Origin of the sequence: Glaciibacter sp. 2TAF33, from assembly GCF_052114945.1 — a bacterium.
Lineage (GTDB): Bacteria > Actinomycetota > Actinomycetes > Actinomycetales > Microbacteriaceae > Cryobacterium.
The window spans coordinates 86,109-105,089 of sequence record NZ_JBFRFS010000012.1 but is presented as its reverse complement, the minus strand read 5'-3'; the positions used below and the strand labels follow the sequence as shown (position 1 = coordinate 105,089).

The 18,981-nt window shown below is 68.0% G+C and carries 19 protein-coding genes; 3 read left to right on the top strand and 16 right to left on the bottom strand.

Annotated elements, in window-relative coordinates:
• Positions 1 to 31 precede the first annotated feature (31 nt).
• Positions 32 to 1,015 carry a tetratricopeptide repeat protein gene (locus AB4Y94_RS13975; protein ID WP_441728459.1) on the bottom strand — a complete coding sequence of 328 codons (984 nt, stop codon included), beginning with the start codon at positions 1,013 to 1,015 and terminating at the stop codon, positions 32 to 34.
• Entirely contained in the window at positions 1,012 to 2,844 is a 1,833-nt protein-coding gene (locus tag AB4Y94_RS13970) for a hypothetical protein (protein WP_441728458.1), read from the bottom strand. Before AB4Y94_RS13970 ends, AB4Y94_RS13975 begins: the two co-directional genes overlap by 4 nt.
• A 187-nt stretch (positions 2,845 to 3,031) precedes the next feature.
• Between AB4Y94_RS13970 and AB4Y94_RS13965 the strand changes: the two genes are divergently transcribed.
• Complete coding sequence (locus AB4Y94_RS13965) at positions 3,032 to 4,645, top strand: DivIVA domain-containing protein (protein ID WP_441728457.1); 1,614 nt, start codon at positions 3,032 to 3,034, stop codon at positions 4,643 to 4,645.
• Positions 4,646 to 4,698: 53 nt separating this feature from the next.
• A complete protein-coding gene (locus tag AB4Y94_RS13960) occupies positions 4,699 to 5,748 on the top strand; it encodes an AI-2E family transporter (RefSeq protein WP_441728456.1) in 1,050 nt (349 codons plus the stop codon).
• On the opposite strand, the gene AB4Y94_RS13955 is transcribed toward AB4Y94_RS13960, so the two are convergent.
• The 9 genes from AB4Y94_RS13955 to rpsB form a co-directional block, all read right to left on the bottom strand.
• Entirely contained in the window at positions 5,745 to 6,485 is a 741-nt protein-coding gene (locus tag AB4Y94_RS13955; RefSeq protein WP_441728455.1) for an alpha/beta hydrolase, read from the bottom strand. The two genes, AB4Y94_RS13960 and AB4Y94_RS13955, sit on opposite strands and share 4 nt — an antisense overlap.
• A gap of 43 nt (positions 6,486 to 6,528) precedes the next feature.
• On the bottom strand, positions 6,529 to 6,825 hold the full coding sequence (locus tag AB4Y94_RS13950) for a hypothetical protein (RefSeq protein ID WP_441728454.1): 297 nt from the start codon (positions 6,823 to 6,825) through the stop codon (positions 6,529 to 6,531).
• A 41-nt stretch (positions 6,826 to 6,866) separates the two neighbouring features.
• The gene (locus AB4Y94_RS13945) at positions 6,867 to 7,517 is read right to left on the bottom strand and encodes a lytic transglycosylase domain-containing protein (protein WP_441728453.1); all 651 of its coding nucleotides are present in this window, start codon (positions 7,515 to 7,517) and stop codon (positions 6,867 to 6,869) included.
• Positions 7,518 to 7,632: 115 nt separating this feature from the next.
• On the bottom strand, positions 7,633 to 8,190 hold the full coding sequence (locus tag AB4Y94_RS13940) for a DivIVA domain-containing protein (protein WP_441728452.1): 558 nt from the start codon (positions 8,188 to 8,190) through the stop codon (positions 7,633 to 7,635).
• Between the two features lie 40 nt (positions 8,191 to 8,230).
• Entirely contained in the window at positions 8,231 to 9,244 is a 1,014-nt protein-coding gene (locus tag AB4Y94_RS13935) for a phosphatidate cytidylyltransferase (protein WP_441728450.1), read from the bottom strand.
• A gap of 30 nt (positions 9,245 to 9,274) precedes the next feature.
• Positions 9,275 to 9,829, bottom strand: coding sequence for a ribosome recycling factor (gene frr / locus AB4Y94_RS13930; RefSeq protein ID WP_441728449.1), 555 nt, complete (start codon positions 9,827 to 9,829; stop codon positions 9,275 to 9,277).
• A 31-nt stretch (positions 9,830 to 9,860) separates the two neighbouring features.
• Positions 9,861 to 10,592, bottom strand: coding sequence for a UMP kinase (gene pyrH / locus AB4Y94_RS13925; RefSeq protein WP_441728447.1), 732 nt, complete (start codon positions 10,590 to 10,592; stop codon positions 9,861 to 9,863).
• Positions 10,593 to 10,718: 126 nt separating this feature from the next.
• Positions 10,719 to 11,546 carry a translation elongation factor Ts gene (gene tsf / locus AB4Y94_RS13920; RefSeq protein ID WP_441728446.1) on the bottom strand — a complete coding sequence of 276 codons (828 nt, stop codon included), beginning with the start codon at positions 11,544 to 11,546 and terminating at the stop codon, positions 10,719 to 10,721.
• An 11-nt stretch (positions 11,547 to 11,557) separates the two neighbouring features.
• Entirely contained in the window at positions 11,558 to 12,526 is a 969-nt protein-coding gene (gene rpsB, locus AB4Y94_RS13915) for a 30S ribosomal protein S2 (protein WP_441728445.1), read from the bottom strand.
• A gap of 316 nt (positions 12,527 to 12,842) precedes the next feature.
• Here rpsB and AB4Y94_RS13910 point away from each other — a divergent pair, with 316 nt between their 5' ends.
• Positions 12,843 to 13,484 carry a murein hydrolase activator EnvC family protein gene (locus AB4Y94_RS13910; protein ID WP_441728444.1) on the top strand — a complete coding sequence of 214 codons (642 nt, stop codon included), beginning with the start codon at positions 12,843 to 12,845 and terminating at the stop codon, positions 13,482 to 13,484.
• A 45-nt stretch (positions 13,485 to 13,529) separates the two neighbouring features.
• On the opposite strand, the gene AB4Y94_RS13905 is transcribed toward AB4Y94_RS13910, so the two are convergent.
• From AB4Y94_RS13905 to AB4Y94_RS13885, 5 genes are all read right to left on the bottom strand, one after another.
• A complete protein-coding gene (locus tag AB4Y94_RS13905; protein WP_441728443.1) occupies positions 13,530 to 14,564 on the bottom strand; it encodes a tyrosine recombinase XerC in 1,035 nt (344 codons plus the stop codon).
• 8 nt (positions 14,565 to 14,572) lie between these two features.
• Positions 14,573 to 15,487, bottom strand: coding sequence for a metallophosphoesterase (locus tag AB4Y94_RS13900; protein WP_441728442.1), 915 nt, complete (start codon positions 15,485 to 15,487; stop codon positions 14,573 to 14,575).
• A 108-nt stretch (positions 15,488 to 15,595) separates the two neighbouring features.
• The gene (gene dprA, locus AB4Y94_RS13895) at positions 15,596 to 17,089 is read right to left on the bottom strand and encodes a DNA-processing protein DprA (protein ID WP_441728441.1); all 1,494 of its coding nucleotides are present in this window, start codon (positions 17,087 to 17,089) and stop codon (positions 15,596 to 15,598) included.
• Positions 17,089 to 18,621 carry a YifB family Mg chelatase-like AAA ATPase gene (locus AB4Y94_RS13890; RefSeq protein ID WP_441728440.1) on the bottom strand — a complete coding sequence of 511 codons (1,533 nt, stop codon included), beginning with the start codon at positions 18,619 to 18,621 and terminating at the stop codon, positions 17,089 to 17,091. The genes dprA and AB4Y94_RS13890 overlap by 1 nt, the downstream gene beginning before the upstream one ends.
• Positions 18,621 to 18,977 (bottom strand): YraN family protein, encoded by a 357-nt coding sequence (locus tag AB4Y94_RS13885; protein WP_441728438.1) that lies wholly within the window; start codon positions 18,975 to 18,977, stop codon positions 18,621 to 18,623. The genes AB4Y94_RS13890 and AB4Y94_RS13885 overlap by 1 nt, the downstream gene beginning before the upstream one ends.
• Between the last annotated feature and the right edge of the window lie 4 nt (positions 18,978 to 18,981).

Here is an 18,981-nt window from a genome sequence, read left to right as displayed (position 1 = left end):
CGACCAGCGGTGACTGAGCTTGTCGAAGTGATCAGTAAAGCAGTGCCGCCAGGCGGGCGCGCGTCTTCGGTACTCGCGGGTCGTCGGTGCCGACGACCTCGAACAGTTCGAGCAGCCGCTCCCGAATGAGGTTCTTGCCGGCGGCGTCCTGCTTCGGGAACAAGCTGAGCAGCCGGTCGAAGGCGTCCTCGACATGCCCGCCGGAGAGGTCGAGGTCCGCGACCAGCAGCTGCGCCTGGAGGTCGTCAGGGGCGGCGGCGGCCCCATTGCGGATTTCGTCCAGCGACAGGCCCTGGAGGCGGGCGAGCAGGCTCACCTGGGCGAGGCCGGCGACGGCCATCGCGTCCCGCGGTTCGCTCGCCAGCGCGGCCTTGTACTCGCGGATGGCGCTCTCGTAGTCGCCCCGCTCGATCGCGTCGTACGCCTCGCGGTGGTGCGGGGGCAGGACGGGCTCGGCAGGCGTCGCGTCGGTTGAGTCGGTGCCGGCGGTGGCCGGGTCCGCGTCCGGTGCGATGGCGGTACCCGTCACCCCGTGCTGGGCGGCGAGTTCCAGCACCCGCTGGAACACCTCGCGGGCCTCTGGCTCGCCGACGACCCCGCTGAACAGCTGCACCGGCTGCCCGCCGATCACGGCGGCGACGGTCGGGACCGTCTGGGCCTGGAAGGCCTGGACGAGCTGCGGGTTGGCGTCGACGGCGACCCTGGCCAGAATAAACCGCCCCGCGAACTCTCCGACCAGCTTCTCCAGGGTCGCGGTGAGCTGGATACCGGGCTCACTCCAGTCGGCCCAGAGGTCGACGATCACGGGGACGCGGATGGACAGCTCGAGGATTTCGCCGAAGTTGGCGTCGGTGCCGTCCAGGACCAGGCTCGGCACCTGCACCGGAGTCGCGTCCGGTGACGCGCCACCGGGCGCGCCCGCCGCACCGGGCGCCGCACCCACCGGCCGGTTCACGAGGGAGGAGAGGTCGACGGCGCCGCGCAGGCTCGCAGCGGACGGTGGCACGTTGGTCATGGAAGCTCCGCAGATGAGGTGAGGCCCTGGGCGAACCCGAGGAGGACGATTTTGTCTTTCGACCCGGCGGCCGGCACATGGAACAGGAGCTGGTCGCCGTAACTGCTTTGGATCCCCTTGGCCGTTGCGCTGACCCCGGAGAGGGCCTTGCTGGCGCCTTCGGGGCTCACCGTGGCGCCGGCGTCGACCGGCTTGACCGTCTCGGTCTCGGTGAGGCTGACGGCGACGATCGCACCGGAGTCGTTGGTGGCAAGTGCCGTGGTCTTGCCGCTGCCCGCGCTGGTGGCGAATTCGATGGACGCCGTGGTGGGCAGCGCGGCCTTCTTCTCGTTCTTCTTGTCGACACCGACCTGGGTGCGGAAGGTGTCGCCGTCAACCTGGAACATCGAGTACGAGGGGCTCGCCTCCCCCTGCATCAGCACGTCGGCGTAGGCGGCAGCGACCTTGTCCGGCGCCATCAGCAGGAAGTTGGAGTCGGGGGGGATGATCGGGGCGCCGATGGTCGCCGGCGCGACGCCGGGGACCTTGGCCGCGGCCTCGAGTTGCACGGCGTACTCGATCAGGTAGTTGCTCCGCGCCGACTCCTGCCGAAGCAAAATCGCCGTGGGCGCCACGGTGGGGTCGTCGGGGTTCTGGATCACGCTGAAGACCACCCGGGGCCAGCCGGATGCCTGCTGCGGGAGCGTCAGTCGCAGCGGGGACGCCGGCAGTGCGGGGGCCGCGGCGTAGTCGGGAATCGCGGCGCGGATCTTGTAGTTGGCGACCCGCTGTTCGAGCGCCGGCCCGGTGAACCGGGTGGCGATCGCGTCAGCGTTGAGGGTGGCGTCGGCGTCCTTGGTGAGAACGGCGATCCGGCGCACGATCCGCTCCAGCTGCGGCACCGTCACAGCGGGCGGCGCGACGCTCTCCGCGGTATTCGGCGGCGCCGTCGCCTGGGGCGTCGCGACAGCGGACGGGGTGGACGCGGAGCCGGTCTTCGGCCAGAAGTCGGCGGAGCATCCGCTCAGGACCAGGCCGGAGACAAGCATCACCGGCACCACGGCGACCAGGGAGCGGGTGATCGACTTTCGCCCGGTGATCTGGCTGGCCTTGATCGACTTGGGACGCGGCGGGCGGGGCAGCCGGGGCATCCGCGGCCCGCTCGGCAGGTTGCGCCTCGGGCCGCGGGAGCGGCGGAGGTGAAGGAGTGCCCAGAGGTAGAGCACCAAACCGATGAGGAGCAGCGCCGCCCCGGCGGCGATCAGCGGGCCGGCCCATGGGGTGGAGTTGTCGATCGGCCAGGAGATGCTGATGCTTCCCGGTGCCGGCTTGGTACCGTCGGAGGCCAGGATCACGGAAATGCCCTCCGGCACGTTGATCGTGGTGGTGAGGGACTTCTCTGCGGTGAATTCGTCGAGCCACAGGTCCGATCCGGCCGGGTTGCCGGGGGCGGCGGCGGCGGGGGCCTCCGCGGCAGGAGCACCGGTCGGTGCGGGCGACGCGATGGGGGCCGGCGTCTGGGTCTGGGCCGTCGCGACCCCGTGGCGCAGAGAGTCGGCTCCGTCCTTGTGGGTCACCGCGACATAGTCGTCGCCGCCCAGCCAGGCACGGATGTCCGCGGTACGCCCGTAGGCCATGAAGACGGTGTCCGAACCGCTCACGGTCAGGGTCTGACTGCCCGGGTGCGCGGACAGGGCGCTGGAGTCGATCACCGTGTACGGCGCGTCACCCTCCACCGTGGTGGACATGCTGGTCGAGGACGGTTCAAGCAGAACCGTGCGCTGGGCGATTCCAAGCACGATCATCACCGCCGCGAAGACGAAAGCCACGATGGCAAGAACGAAACGCACGTATCACCCTTCCTGCGTCAGATACGGGCATCGGAGCCCGAAACACGCAACGTGCCACGATACCGGACAGCCCTGAAAGCTTCCTAATAGGTCGCTGACGGGCAGTCGGCCTAAAGCAGTGGCCGGTCAGACTAAAATTGCATCGGCTCACCCGCAGATCCGTGCGGTTCCACGACGAGGAGAAACAGTGCCAACTGACGAGGCTGAATTCACCCAGGCGTTCCGCGGCTACGACAAGGACGAGGTCGACAAGGCCGTCCAGGGCCTGCGACGCGACCTGATCACAGCGAATGCCCAGGGCACCGAGGCTGCCAGGGAGATCAAGCGCCTGGCCGCACGGATCGATGACCTCAACGCAGAGATCGAAGAAGTCGGGAGCCCCACGTTCTCCGGGCTCGGCACCAAGCTCGAGAACACGCTTCGTGTGGCCGAGGAGCAGTCCACCCGGGTGATAGCGCAAGCGGACATCGACGCCGAGAAGCTGCGCGCGTCCGTGGCCGGCGAAGTGGACAAACTCCGCCGGGAAGCCACCGACCAGGCCGAGCGAATCCTCTCCGACGCGGCGGTGAAGGCAGCGCGGATCCGGGAAGACGCTCGGATCGAAGTTGACGAACAGGTGGCGCGCGGGCAGGAACAGCACGAGATCCTGGTGCAGGACGCGGTGCAGGAAGCCGCCGCGATCCGGGGCGCAGTCGCCACCGAGGCCGCCGAGGTGCGCGCGACGGTGAAACGGGAAGCGGCAGCCATCCGCTCCGAGGCCGAACGCGAAGCGGCCGAGGTTCGCGTCGTGGCCGAGCGTGAAGCGACAGAGGCCAGGGAGGCCGCCGCCGGGTTGGCCAGGGAGACTGAGCTCACTCGCGCAGAGGTCGCCCATGAACTCGACCAGCAGCGGGCTGACCTCGCGGCCGAGACCGAGCAGGCCCGGATCGATCTCATCGCCGAAACCGAACAGGCCCGCGTCGACCTCAGCCGGGAGGGTGAGCAGGCGCGCCTCGAACTCGCCCACGAAGTCGATGTCGCCCGCCAGGCGTTGACGATCGAGACCGAGCAGGGACGCACCGACTTGGCCCGCGAGATCGTTGAGACCCGCGGCAACCTGGAAATCGAACGCGAACAGGCGCGCACCGACCTGGCCCGCGAGATCGAACAGAAGCGGGCCGCGCTCGGCCGGGAGATCGAGCGCGCCCGGCTGGCGCTGGCGACGGAGCTGGAGCAGGCGCGTGCGGACCTGGCGAGGGACAATGAACAGGCCAGGGCCGACTTCGACGCCGAAACCGAACAGCTTCGGATCGACCTCGACAACGAGCTCACCTCGGCTCGCAAGAAGGGCCTCTATGACTCGGCCCGGGCGAACCGGGAGATCGACCAGATCAGGGCGGACCTCGAGGTCGAGCTGAAGGCCAGGCGAAACGAAGCAGAGCAGGACCACCTGGCCCGGCACCAGGAGGCTGTCGCGCAGACCCAGAAGTACCTCGCCGACGCCACCCGGCAGCTGACGGAGACCACGCAGCGCACCCAGGAATTGCGAGCCCTCAACGAGGAACTCGACTCGGGCGCCCGCGCGGCGGCGAAGGCCGCCAAGAAGGCGGCAGAGGACGACGCTGACCGTATCGTGCAGGGCGCCGCTGCCGCAGCGAAAGCCATGATCGAGGACGCTGAAGCGCGAACCCGGATCCTCGTGGCTGACGCGGAAGAGCGGCTGAGCCAGATTAGGATTGAGCAGGGCGCCGTGGCCGGGTATTTCGAAAGCCTGCGCAGCGTCCTCAGCCAGGCAGAGAAAGTCACCGGCACCAACAGCTAGGGGCGGCACCGAGCGCAGAACGAACATCGCAACCGAAGCAACGGGGAGTTTCAGTGAAGATCCAGAATGCATTCCGCTTCGGGTTGATCGGCACGCTGGGCGTGGGACTCGGCCTGCTGGTCATCAGCTCTGTGGTCACGCTCCAAACGATCATCACGTATGTCGGCGCCGCCTTGTTCCTCTCGCTCGGCCTCGACCCTGCGGTGTCTTGGCTGGAGCGGCACCGGTTCCCCCGCTGGTCGGCCATCCTGACCGTGTTGATCGCGGTCCTCGGAGTCCTGACCGGCGTGGTCTTCGCGATTGTGCCGATCATCGTCGACCAGGTCGCGAAACTCTCCGAACGAGTACCGGAGCTGGTCGACTCGGTCAATTCGGCCACCTTCGTGAACGACCTGCAAAAGCAGTTCCCCGGCCTGGACATCCCGAAGATCACCGAATCCGTCACGGATTTCGTGGGCAAGAACGTGACCAACATCACCGGAACGGTGATCCAGTCGGGCCTGGCCGTGGTCGGCGGCCTGTTCGGCGGGCTGATCATCCTGATCCTGACGCTGTACTTCACGGCGTCGCTGAACAGCATCAAACGCGGAATGTACCAGCTGGTGCCGGCCTCGAAACGGGAACGCTTCACCGACATCAGCGAGCAGATCATGAGGGCCGTCGGCCGCTACGTCGTGGGCCAGGCCGGCCTCGCCGCGTGCAATGGCGTGCTGAGCTTCATCTTCCTGTCGATCATCGGCGCACCGTTCCCCGCGTTGCTGGCGTTCATCGCCTTCCTGCTCTCGCTGATTCCTCTCGTGGGTACGATCAGCGGCTCGGTGATCATCGTGCTGACCTGCCTGATCCCCGGTATCGGCAGCTCGGTGCCGACGGCGATCACCGCCGCGATCTACTACCTCATTTACATGCAGGTTGAGGCATATGTGCTGAGCCCGAACATCATGAACCGTGCCGTCGCCGTTCCTGGCGCGGTCGTGGTGATCGCGGCTCTCGCCGGCGGTTCCCTCCTCGGCCTGCTCGGCGCCCTGATCGCGATCCCGGTCGCCGCCTCGATCCTGATGATCATCAAGCAGGTTGTGATTCCCAGGCAGAACGAGCTTTAGCCCACCCGGTCCTGGGGCGGGGTCCACTGCGTGGGCAGCGGCCCCGCCGCGGGGTTGACCACGTCGACGATCTCGTTCAGGATCCGCCGGGTCTGGTTCTCCCCCACCCAGAGGTGCTTGCCGCCGTCAACCGCGATGAACCTGGTGTGGGGCACGGTGGCAAAGCGCTGCCGAGCCTCCTCCGGCCGGAGATAGTCGTCATGCTCGGGGATGATGGCCACCAGCTGGCGCTGGTCGCCCGCCCAGGCGGCCAGTTCGGCATCCGTTGCCCGGTGCAACGGCGGCGACAGCAGGATGGCCCCGACAATGGGATGCTCGCGGCCGTATTTGATCGCGAGTTCGGTGCCGAACGACCAGCCGACCAGCCACGGGTTCGGCAGCGCCCGCTCGGCGACGAAGGCCATCGCCGCGGCCACATCGTCGCGTTCGCTCTCCCCGTGGCCGAAGGCACCGTCGCTGGTTCCGCGCGGTGAGGTGGTGCCGCGGGTGTTGAAGCGCAGCACAGCCAGGTCGGCCAGCGCCGGCAACCGGCCGGCGGCCTTCCGCAGGATGTGCGAGTCCATGAAACCGCCGCCGGTGGGCAGCGGATGCAGCGTCACCAGCGTGGCCACGGGCGGCCGGTCCTCGGGGGTGGCCAGCTCGCCGACGAGGGTGAGGCCGTCCCGGGTGTGCAATTCAATGTGCTCGCGAACTGCGGGCAGGTCCACGCCGCCACGGATCTCGATCGGTTCAGTCATGCCTGCGCTCACCTGTGCGTCCTTCTCGGTCATGGGCGTCGGATTACTTGAGTTTCCAGCAGTGGGAATGCCAGTGCCGTCGGCCGGCCAGGTCGGCGGCGTCGCCCAGCACGCCGTCGGCGCGCCAGGTGACCAGGTGGGCGACGCCCGGAGACACGTCCAGGTTGCACCCCGGGCAGAGGTAGGTCTTCGCGGCTTGCGCGGCGGACACCGGCTGCACGTTCCAGAGCCCGTCCCGGCGCACCTCGGTTCGGCGCCAGCCTGTCAGCAGGCGGGTGAGGTCGTCATCCGCGTCATCCGAGCCTGGCTTGCGGCCGTGGGGTCGGTTGCTGCGGGGCATGTGTCCAGTCTACGGGCGCGGCTGACCCGCTTTCCGGCTGGCTAGTACCAACCGGCGTCCTCGGAGTGGGCCCATGCGCCGCACGGGGTGCCGTACCGGCCGGAGATGTAGCCAAGTCCCCACTCGATCTGGGTGCCCGCGTTGGTCTCCCAGTCGGATCCGGCCGACGCCATCTTCGAACCCGGCAGGGCCTGCGGAATACCGTACGCCCCACTCGAGGTATTCATGGCGTTCACCCGCCAGCCGGACTCACGGCTCCACAGCGACACCAGGCAGCCGTACTGGTCTTCGCCCCAGCCGCGCGAATGCACGGCGTCGTAAGCGTACGCCTGCGCGGAACCGGGATCAGGGACGGCGGCCGACGGAGCGGAGAAACTCTTCTTCGCCGCTGCGACGGGCGGCGGGGGCGGTGGCGGGTCTGTGACGGTAAAATTGTCCCGGGAGACGGCGTTCGTGTACGTGCCGGCGATGGTGACCGACTGGGCCGCTTCGCCGTTGAAGCGGGCTCCGGATGGCTGGTAGTACGGGGACGCCGTCGCGCCGGAGTACGGGTCGATCACCGTGACCAGGACGAAGGCTACAGCGGCGGTGAACGCGAACAGGGCCAGCGACGTGTGGCTGCGGGAACGCGGCCGGTGCATCCTGGCCCTCTGCGGGCGGGCCTCCCACGGCTGGGCCAGGGGCCTGATCATCGCCGTAATGTCAACGGACTGCGATGTGCTGACGCTCAGATGTTTACCCACGATTGTTCGATGGTAGCCCAATTCGAAGATAACGGCCAGATAACGGCCAGCCGACTGCCGCCGATCAGCGAACTGCGAGCATGACGTCAACCACGCTGTCCATCACGACGTCGACCTGCGCTTCGCGGTACCCCCCGCGCTGCGGGCGGAACACCGCGGTGCGGACATCGTCCACCGTGATCGGGAAACCGTCCGTGAAATACTTGACCAGCTTGTTGGCGAACCGGTCGACATCCGCTCGGCTGTAGCCGACGCTGAGAACGCTGGTGCGGTCGAAACGGTGTCCGGTCGGCCGGCCCAATCGCTCAACGATCACGCGGGAGGTCGCGTGGGCCTCGGCCAGCCAGGCCTTCTCCCCCATAGTGGCTGCGGCGCGTTCCCGCTCCCGGGCCGCGAACGCGTCTTCGAGGCGCTCCAGGGCCGCGTCCACGTGCTGGGGGGAGTACCCGCCCTTCTGCATGGCGAACGCGGTGTGCCGGATCTCCTCGGCGGTGAGCTGTTTCTCGGCGTCGCCCCGGTCGTACGCCTCACGCGTCGATGCGAGGAAATCGTCGACCTGCCCGACCTTGTAGCCGAGCGTCTTGCTGCTGGTTCGGGGAAACGTTGTGCTCACAGCGTTCATTCTCTCCCGCCGGGTGGCGCGTTGTCGAAACCGGGCGGGCTCACGCGAAGATCAGGAACATCGCGTACGCAGCCGCCGCGGAGGGGAGGATGGAGTCGAGGCGATCAAGGAAGCCGCCGTGCCCTGGCAGCCAGGAACTCATGTCCTTGATGCCGAGGTCGCGCTTGATCAGCGATTCCGCCAGGTCGCCGAACGTGGCGGTGAGCAGTATCACGCCGCCGAAGACCAGCCCGAACCACCACGGCTGGCCCAGCATGAAGATCGCCAGCAGCACCCCGACGATGACGCAGACGAGCGCGGCTCCGGCGAGGCCCTCCCAGGTCTTCTTGGGACTGATCGTGGGCGCCATCGGGTGCTTGCCGAAGGTGAGACCGCTGGCGTACGCCCCGATGTCGGCGGAGATGACCAGGAGGAGGAAGGCGAGGGTCCACCACTGCCCGCCGACCTGGGCGACCAGAAGCACCGAGAAGCTCGCCAGGAAAACGACGTACACCTCGATCAGGAACGCCGCGCCGATGTCCTGCAGCAACGCGCTGCCGGTCACCCGCCTGCTCGGCCACGCCAGTTCCACCAGCCGCCACAGCGCGATGAATGCGATCCCGGCGAAAGTCGTCAGCAACTGCCCTGGGGCGTCCCAGTAGAACGCCGCCGGCACGATGGCGACGGCAGAGACGACCGCCGGTATGCGTGGCACGTTACGTCCCGCTCGGCGCAGTGCCTCGGCCAGTTCGAACGCCGTGAACCCCACGAGCACGACCGCGAAGATCATGAACAGTTCTTTGATGAAGATCAGGCTGAACAGCATGGCCAGCCCGAGGGCCAGCCCGATCAGGATCGCGCCGATCAGGTTGCGGCCGGTGCGTGCCTCGATACGTTCGTTGGTGGCGTCGATCTGCGCCCGGGTCGCCTGCACAGACCGTTCGAAATCGGCCCTGGTGTGCTGCACTGACCGTTCGAAATCGGCCCTGGTGGCTTTGACCTGGGCACGGAATTCGGCCCGGCTGACGCCACGGCCAGGTTTTCGCGGCTGCTCACCCTGAGGTTCATGCGTCATGACGAAGGCGCTCCCCTAGATCTCGCTCCCCTAGATCTCGAGGAGTTCGGATTCCTTGCGCCGCAACGCCTCGTCGATGCTGTCCACGTGGGTTTTGGTGATCTGCTCGAGTTCCTTCTCGGCACGGGCCACTTCGTCGTCGCCGACCTCAGCCTTCAACGCGTCGAGTTCGTCCTTGGCCTTGCGCCGGATGTTGCGGACCGACACCTTGGCGTCCTCAGCCTTTCCGCGCACGATCTTGACGAATTCCTTGCGACGGTCGGCGGTGAGTTCCGGGAGCGAGGCCCGGATGACGGTGCCGTCGTTTCCGACGTTCGCCCCGAGGTTCGGGGTGTCGCGGATTGCTTGCTCGATGTCGCGCAGCGCGCCCTTGTCGTAGGGCGTGATCAACAGCATGCGGGCCTCCTGGTTGTGCAGGGACGCGAGCTGGCCGAGCGGAGTCGGGGTGCCGTAGTAGCTGACCAGGATCTTCTGGAACAGCTGCGGGTTCGCCCGGCCGGTGCGCACGTTGGAAAAATCTTCCTTCGCCGCTTCGAGCGCGCGGGCCATACGGGTGGTGGTGTCGGTCAAGACATCCGCGATCACGGTGACTCCTTCTGTTGTGGCTGCACTAATTCTAGTTGGAGACGAGTGTTCCGATTTCGGCGCCGAGGATGGCGGCGGTGACGTTGCCGTCCGGCGCCATCCCGAACACCTGCATGGGCATGCCATTGTCCATGCACAGGCTGAAGGACGTCGAGTCGACGACTTTCAGTCCGCGCTGCAACGCCTCCTGGTAGGTGATGTGGTCGATCTTGCGTGCGTCGGGATTGGTGCGCGGGTCGTCGGAGTAGACGCCGTCGACGCCGTTCTTCGCGACCAGGACGACATCCGCTCCGATTTCCAGCGCCCGCTGGGCCGCGACGGTGTCGGTGGAGAAGTACGGCAGGCCGGCGCCGGCGCCAAAGATGACGACGCGGCCCTTCTCGAGGTGGCGTTCGGCTCGCCGGGGAATGTACGGCTCGGCGACCTGGGTCATCGCGATGGCCGACTGCACCCGGGTCTCGGCGCCGGCCTGTTCGAGGAAGTCCTGCAGGGCGAGCGCGTTCATCACCGTGCCGAGCATGCCCATGTAGTCGGCGCGACCGCGGTCCATTCCGCGCTGGGACAGTTCCGCTCCGCGGAAGAAGTTGCCGCCGCCGACGACGATCGCGATCTCGACCGTTTTCGCCGCTTCGGCGATCTCACGGGCGAGGGCGCTCACCACGTCGGGGTTCACGCCGAGGGAGCCGGCGCCGAAGGCCTCACCCGACAATTTGAGGAGTACCCGGCGTTTCTTGGCGGTGATCGTATGCCCGATGTCGCTCATATGGTGTGAAACCTTCCGTTGTGACGTGTCAAACAAAACTACCGGGTTGGTCGGTGCCGGCACGCAGAAAAGGAGACCGGGGCGAATTTCACTCCCCGGTCTCCCTGCCTTCATGCGGTGTTCTGGTTACGCGCCGACCTTGAACCGGGCGAATCCGGAGACGGTCACGCCGGCGTCGGCGAGGACCTGGCGTACGGACAACTTGTTGTCCTTGGCGTAGTCCTGCTCAAGCAGTGCGACCTGCTTGAAGTACGCGTTGACGCGGCCTTCGACGATCTTCGGGAGAGCCGCTTCAGGCTTTCCCTCGCTCTTCGAGATCTCGGTGACGATCTTGCGCTCGGCCTCGACGGCTTCGGCGGGAACGTCCTCCCTGGCCAGGTACTCGGGGTTCGCGAACGAGATGTGCTGGGCGACGCTGCGCGCCGTCTCGGCATCCGTGCCCGCGTATCCGAGCACAACGCCGACCTGCGGGGGCAGGTCCTTGTTGGTGCGGTGCAGGTAGACGGCGAAGTTTTCACCGGTGACGGATGCGACGCGGCGCAGTTCGATCTTCTCGCCGAGGATCGCGGCCTGATCGTTGATCAGGTCTGCGACGGTCGCACTGCCGGCCGTGGCGGCCAGTCCCTCCTCGACCGTGGTGGCACCTGCTGCGGCGACCGCGTCGAGGACCGTGTCGGCCAGGGCGACGAACTTGTCACCCTTGGCGACGAAGTCGGTCTCGCAGGCGAGCTCGATCATCGTTGCGGTGCTGCCGTTGTCCTTGGCGGCGACCAGACCCTCTGACGTGGAACGGTCAGCGCGCTTGGCGTTGCCCTTTGCGCCCTTGAGGCGGAGGATCTCGACGGCCTTCTCCATGTCGCCGTCGGCTTCAACGAGGGCGTTCTTGGTGTCGACCATGCCGGTGCCGAGGCGCTCACGAAGCGCCTTGACGTCTTCGAGCTTGACGTTTGCCATACCTGGTGTCCTTACTTGGTCTCGTCGGCGGCTGCGGCAACGGCCGGAGCGTCCGCGGTGTTCTCTGCTGCAGCATCCGCTGCGTCTGCTGCCTCTGAAGCCTCGACGACGGCCTCGACTTCACCTTCGGTGAAGTCGGCCTCGGTTGCGGCGACCTTCTGGTCGGCGACCTTCTCGGTCTCAGCGGAAGACTGTGCGGGGGTCGTCTCGCCCGCGGCGGTCTCTGACGCCTGCAGGAGCTCGGCTTCCCAGGCGGCGAGCGGCTCGACTTCGGCGCCCTCTTCCGGCTTCTGGTGACGCTGGATGAGGCCCTCGGCCGCCGCGTCGGCGATGATGCGCGTCAACAGGCCCACGGAGCGGATGGCGTCGTCGTTACCCGGGATCGGGTACTGCACGTCGTCGGGGTCACAGTTGGTGTCGAGGATCGCGATGACGGGGATGCCGAGCTTGTGCGCCTCGTCGATGGCGAGGTGCTCCTTCTTGGTGTCAACGATCCAGATCGCCGACGGCGTCTTGGTGAGGTTGCGGATTCCGCCGAGGCTCTTCTGCAGCTTGACCAGCTCGCGCTTCTGGATCAGAAGCTCCTTCTTGGTGTAGCCGCGGGTGGTGTCGTCGAAGTCGACTTCCTCGAGCTCCTTCATGCGCGCCAGGCGCTTGGAGACGGTCTGGAAGTTGGTGAGGAGGCCACCGAGCCAGCGCTGGTTGACGTACGGCTGGCCGACGCGCTGCGCCTGCTCGGCGATGGCGCCCTGTGCCTGCTTCTTGGTGCCGACGAAGAGGACGGTGCCGCCGTGGGCGACGGTCTCCTTGACGTAGTCGTAGGTCTTGTCGATGTGCACCAGCGACTGCTGCAGGTCGATGATGTGGCTGCCCGAGCGCTCGGTGAGGATGAAGCGCTTCATCTTCGGGTTCCAACGGCGGGTCTGGTGCCCGAAGTGAACACCGCTGTCGAGCAGCTGGCGAATGGTAACGACGGCCATGAGCCGTACTCCTGTTCTGCGTCGTGCGCCCTGCGGGCAGGACGACGCCAATCGGTTCCAGCAGTGATCGGTCGATCACCGCTCCTGGTGCCTGGCACACATCCGCCTTCGCTTCCTGGTGGAAGGTGAGGACCGACTGGATGTGGAGGCCGCATAGGCACGCGTAGTCAGCGCACAAAGCGCTGCTTCGGAGAGTTTAGCATCCCGCCGGGGCGGCCGACGGACACCGTCCTCCACAAGCGGGCTGACGCAGGAACTGTCCACGGATCAGAGCACCGGAGCGGATTCCAGGGACGCCGGCGAGCATGCTGGACGGGTGATCATTCGACTCGTTGCGGCGGTGGTAGTGGCGCCGGCGGTGTTTGCCTCGGCCGTCGCACCGCCGGTCGGCGTGGTGGTGCTGGGCGGTTTGAGTGGTGTGAGAGGTCAGGGTGGTGTGAATGATCAGGGTGGTGTGAGCGGCGAGGTGACCAGGTCGGTGCGGGGGGCCACCGGCCTGCCGGATGCCGGTGACGCGAATTCCCCCGGTGCCGCGAATGCCGCCGGTGAATGGACCTGGCCGGTCGCCGCACCGCGCACGGTCGCGCGGGCATTCGAAGCGCCCCGGAGTCGGTACGCGGCCGGGCATCGCGGAATCGATGTCGCGACAACACCGGGAACCCCGGTCTTCGCACCGGCAGCGGGGCAAATCTCATTCGCCGGCGTGGTTGTCGACCGACCGGTGCTGTCGATCGCCCATCACGCTGACCTCGTGTCCAGCGTGGAACCGGTGCTGCCGGCCGTTTCGCCAGGGGAATGGGTGAGCGCCGGCCAGGTCATCGGCGTGGTGGCGTCAGGAGGGCATTGCGCGTCGGGTTGCCTGCACTTCGGCGTGCGGCTGCACGGGCAGTACGTGTCGCCGATGTTGATGCTCGGCAGAATTCCCCGGGCTGTGCTGCTGCCCCTGGACGACGGCTGATGGCCCGAGGATCGTCGCGCACGGACGACGGTGCGCCGTGGACGGTCAGGCGCGAGGGTGAGCGGTTCGGTACGTCGCTTTCAAGCGTTCGCCTGACACGTGCGTGTAAATCTGCGTGGTCCCAAGACTGGCGTGCCCGAGCATCTCCTGTACGGCCCTGAGGTCGGCTCCGCCGTCGAGGAGATGGGTCGCCGCCGTGTGGCGCAGGGCGTGCGGGCCGGATGGCCCGGTACCCGGGAGATCCGCCAGGAGACCGGCGACCAGTCGGTATACGGCGCGTACGCCCAGCCGATTCCGATGAGAGCCGAGGAACAGGGCCGACGAGCCGGGGCGCGGAGCGGCATCCCTGGAGCTGGTCCGCGCGGGTGCGGCGTGCTCGGTGGCGGTCGCGGAGGCGTTCGGGAGCGGCGAAGCGGCCAGCGCCGGCCTGCCGCGCCGCAGGTAGTCCACGATGGCGGACTGGGCAGGCACCCCGAACGGAACGACGCGCTCCTTGGACCCCTTGCCCGTCACGCGCACCGTCAGCCGGTCGAGGTCGACGTCGGTGACGTCGAGCCCGGTCAGTTCTGACACCCGGAGTGCTGACGCGTACAGCAGCTCGATGATGGCCAGGTCGCGGAGGGCTGCTGCGTCGTCGCCCGCCGCGCGCAGCTGGAGCGACGCCAGGAGCTCACTCATCTGCGACTGGTTGACCACCCGGGGCAGGGTGCGCCCTGGCTTCGGGGAGCGCAGCCGCACTCCGGAATCGACGGGGGTGACCCCGGTGCGGGCCAACCAGGCGGTGAAACTCCGAGCCGAAGCGGAATGGCGGGCGATCGTCGAGCGTGCCAAGCCGGCCTGGGTGCTCCCCCACAACCAGTCGCGGAGCAGCTCAAGGGTCACGTCGTCCGGTCGCTCAACGCCACGAGTGGCCGCGAAGCCGGCGAGCTGGGCAAGATCTGTGCGGTACGCCCGCACGGTGTGAATCGAGAAGCCGCGCTCGCTCGTCAGGTAGAGGAGGAAGTCGTCGATCGCGGCCTGGATGTGCACCCTTCCAGCATCGGGCATGCCGGCGATATCGCGCGGCGCAACGCTCGACATGCTGCCTGTCACACCTTGCGGGAGAACGCGTCGGCGCGTTCCTCCGCGTTCAACTGCTCCATCCGGTCCAGGAACGCGGAGTCGAAATGGGACACCGTGGGGAAATCCCCCAGCGGGACGACAGCGTGGACGAGCTGCGTGTCGTACACCTCGACCACGTTGATCGCCTGGCCGCCGTCCACCCCGGTGAGTTCTCGCTCCGGTGCGCTGAGGTCCATCGTGTAGCAGGTGGCAGCGGCGACGGACACCGGAATTCCGGCGAAGAGACTGTGCGTTGCATAGTGCAGGTGGCCGCCCAGGATACCCCTGATGTCACTGCCGGCGATCGCCTCGGCAAGGCGTTCCTGTCGCCGCAGTTCCAGGATGTTCATCAATGCCAGCGGGGTCGGGATGGGCGGATGATGCAGGGCGAGGATCGTCCCGCGTTCCGCCGGTGTCGCCAGGACATCGGTCAGCCAGTCGAGTTGCCCGTCGGTCAGGTCGCCATGGTGATAGCCGGGCACAGTGGTGTCCAGTGCCACGATCCGCAAGCCGCGAATGTCAAAAACTCGGTCGACGGGATCCGACGACCCCTCTTCCCTGAGCAGTTCGCTGCGGAATGCTGCGCGCTCGTCATGGTTCCCCATCACCCAGACCAGCTGGGCGCCGAGCCGGTCGGCCGTTGCCTCGACCAGGTCGCGCACGCGGCGGTACGCGTCAGGCTCGCCCAGGTCAGCAATATCACCGGTGAAGACGAATGCGTCAGGACGGAGTCCTGACCGTTCCAGCTGCTCCATCGCCAGGCGCACCGTGCGATCGGTGTCGACTCGCCCGTGGAGCGGGCGTCCGTTCCCGTGCGCGTCGGAACCCAGGAAGTGTGTGTCGCTCACGTGCACGATGAGGTGCGTGGGGGGCGGATACTGGCCCAGCTGGACGGCTGACATTTCTCACCCTTCGTCGGTTGCCTCCAGACTATGGCGTGCCACGGACACCCCGCAGAGCCGGCGCGACCCGGGCGGCCAGGCGTGACCCGGGCGGCCACGAACGTCACCTCACCCGCGCAGCCACCCCGTCTCCCGCTCCCGCGCGGCGCCCTCCAGTTCAAGGGCGCCCAGCGCACCGAGAACCGCGTTTGTCGCGAGACCGGCGCGACGGCCGACATCCGCTATCGACCGCGGCGAGCGGGAGCTGAGCGCATCGAGCACGCGGATTTGATCGCTGGTGCGCCCCGCTGCTCGTTCCCCGGGAACGCCGCGAACTCTGCCTCCGGCCGGGTCAGCGTCGCCCCTCCCACCGTGACCGCCGGGAGTCCCGGAACCGCCGCGTCCTCCGGGGTCCTCACCGAGGAGTTCGGCCATTTCCAACGCGTTGGTCACGCAGACGGCGTCGTATTCGCGAATCAGGCGGTGGCATCCGGCTGACGTGGGTGATGTGACCGGGCCGGGCACCGCCCCGAGCGGCCGCCCGAGCGCTGCCGCGTGACCGGCTGTGTTGAGCGAGCCGGATCGCCATCCGGCCTCCAGGACAACGGTGGCCCGGCTGGCGGCCGCGATCAGCCTGTTCCGTTGCAAGAACCTCCACTTGGTCGGCGCTGCCCCGCACGGGAGTTCGGAGATGACGGCCCCTGACTCCGCAATTCGGCCGAGGAGCGCGTCATGTCCGCTCGGGTAGAACCGGTCGACGCCACCGGCGAGGAAGGCAACGGTGATGCCCTGGCTGGCGAGGGCTGCCCGGTGGGCCATCCCATCGATCCCGTAGGCGGCCCCGGAGACGATGGCGTAGCCGCGGTCGACGAGTCCAGCGGATGCCTCCATCGCAACATGTTCGCCATAACCAGTAGCCGCGCGCGCACCGACCAGGGAGACCGACTGCGGCAGTGCTTCGAACGCTTCGGGAACGCCACGCCACCACAGGCCAAGCGGTGCATGCGCGCCCAGGTCGTTGACGCCCTCAGGCCACAACCTGTCGCCGGGCAGCAGCAGACGCGCCCCGACCCTCCCCGCCTGGCGCAGGCACAGGATCACGTCGCGCGACTTCAGCCGCGGCGCCCACCGCTGAAGGGCTTGCTCGACAGACCTCCTGAATTCATCGGCGTCCCCGTCATCGACGTCGCCGCCCGCACGTTCCCGAACTGCCAGGGCGAGGCGATCCGGCGCCCAGCGGTCGATGACAGAGCGCAGGGCGCCCGCCGCGCCCAGGCAGCCCACCACGAGGCCCGCCATCCCGTCACCCGGCTCCGCGATGGTGCTCCAGGCCGCCCGCGCAAAGATGTCGGCTGGGTTGTTGGCGGCGACATCGGCGCGGTCGTCTGCGGTGAGGTCGGCGCGGTCGTCTGCGGTGCGGTCCGCGCGGCCATCGACCCGCTCATCGGCGAGCCCGTCGGCACGATCATCGGGATGCTCGTCGGTGCGGCACTCGGCATCGTCACGCGCGGAGTCGGCAAGGCTGCTCCGCGGCGCTGCAGCACTCAGCGCCTCGTTCCACGCCGGACGGACCGCGGACGCCAGATCACGCACCGTGCCTTCGTCCAGCCCGAATATCGTCATCAGGTCATCCCCTTTCGCAGGTACAGCGCCTGCCCCACCTCGTCAGGGCCGGGTCTGCCGATCCCCGCGAGGTCGGCGATGGACCACGCCACTTTCAACACCCGGTCGTAGCCGCGCATCGTGATGCCCCCGCGCTCAAGCGCACGGTCAAGAAGGCCAGTCGTCGCTCGGTCAAGCCGAGCGCGCCGGGCGCGAAGCCAGGTTCCCGGGACCTCCGAATTAAGGGTCCACGGTGTCGCTGCGAGCCGCTCGGCGGCAGCGCCCCGCGCCGCCTCGACCTGCGTCCTGGCCATGGCGCTGGTCTGGCGGGGCTCGTCGTAGGCCAGTCGGAGCTCGCCGGCGGTGATCCGCCGCACATTTAACTGGATGTCGATGCGGTCGATGAGGGGGCCCGAGATGCGCCCCAGGTAGCGCCGGCGCGCGTACGGCGGGCAGGTGCACTCAGCGTCCGCTGAGCCGAATTGGCCGCACGGGCACGGATTGGCGGCCATCACCAGCTGGAACCGGCCGGGGAAATGCGCGACCGAGTTGGCCCGGTGGATGGTGATGATGCCCGACTCCAGCGGCTGGCGGAGAGCGTCGAGGACGGACGCGGCAAACTCAGGAGCTTCGTCGAGGAACAGGACCCCGTGGGAGGCGCGCGCGGCGGCGCCCGGCCGGATCTGGCCGCTGCCGCCGCCCACCATCGCTGCCGCGGTCGCGGTGTGGTGAGGAGCCTCAAGCGGTGGTCGCGTCACCAACGCGCCGCCGATGCCGCGGCCGACCAATGAACGCATCGAGCTCACTTCGAGGGAGGCCCTGGGATCGAGGTCGGGAAGCAGACCGGGCAACCGGGCAGCGAGCATGGTCTTGCCTGCACCGGGGGGTCCCACCATGAAGACATGGTGGCCTCCAGCTGCGGCAACCTTCAGGGCCAGGATGGCGTCGTCGTTGCCGACCACGTCGGCCAGGTCGAGCTCCGCGATGTCCTCCGGCACGTCGGGAGGGGAAGCGATCGCGTCCACCGTGACCGGTTCGAGTGCGGCGCCGTGCCAGATCGCGGCGTCCCGGAGGGAGGCCACCCCGACAACCCGGACGCCCGGAACCAGGGACGCCTCGGCCTCGCTTCCGGCCGGCACCATCACGGTCGTATGCCCGAGCCGCGACGCCGCGAGGACAGCCGGTAGCGTGCCGGGTGTCGGCCGCAGCCTGCCATCCAGGGCCAGCTCGCCGATGTGCACCACACTGCCGACCGATGACCCCGACACCACCCGGTCGGCCGCCAGGCAGGCCAGCGCGATCGCCAAATCGAAACCGGAACCGTGCTTGGGCAGCGCCGCCGGCGACAGGTTGATGGTGAGGTGGTTGCGCGTGAGCGGGCAGCCCGAGTTCTTGGCCGCCATCCGTACCCGTTGGGTGGCCTCTGCGAGCGCGGCGTCGGGCAGCCCGATCAGCACGATCCCGGGCAGCTGGCCCGAGATGTCCGCTTCGACCTCCACCAGCGAGCCCGCCAGTCCGAGCAGGGCGACCGACTGGGTGCGCGCCAGGCCCATCAGAACACTCCCTCGAGGTGCTCGATGACCGACAGGCCCCCGTCTGACGCGATCACCGCGATCGCATCGATGCGGATTTTCGCCGGACGCACGGGTGCCTCACCGCACCAGGCCGCGGCGAGTCGGCGCAGCCGGGCGAGTTTCTGCACCGTGATCGCTTCGAACGGATGCCCGAAGCCGACTCCAGAACGGGTCTTCACTTCGACGAATACCACCTCGCCGCCGCGTTCGGCGACAAGGTCGATCTCACCCTGAGCGCACCGCCAGTTTCGCCCGAGAAGCCGATAGCCGGCATCCGTCAGGTAGGCGGCGGCGCAGTCCTCCCCGAGCCGACCCAGGTCGTCTTTGCGTGCCACGAGC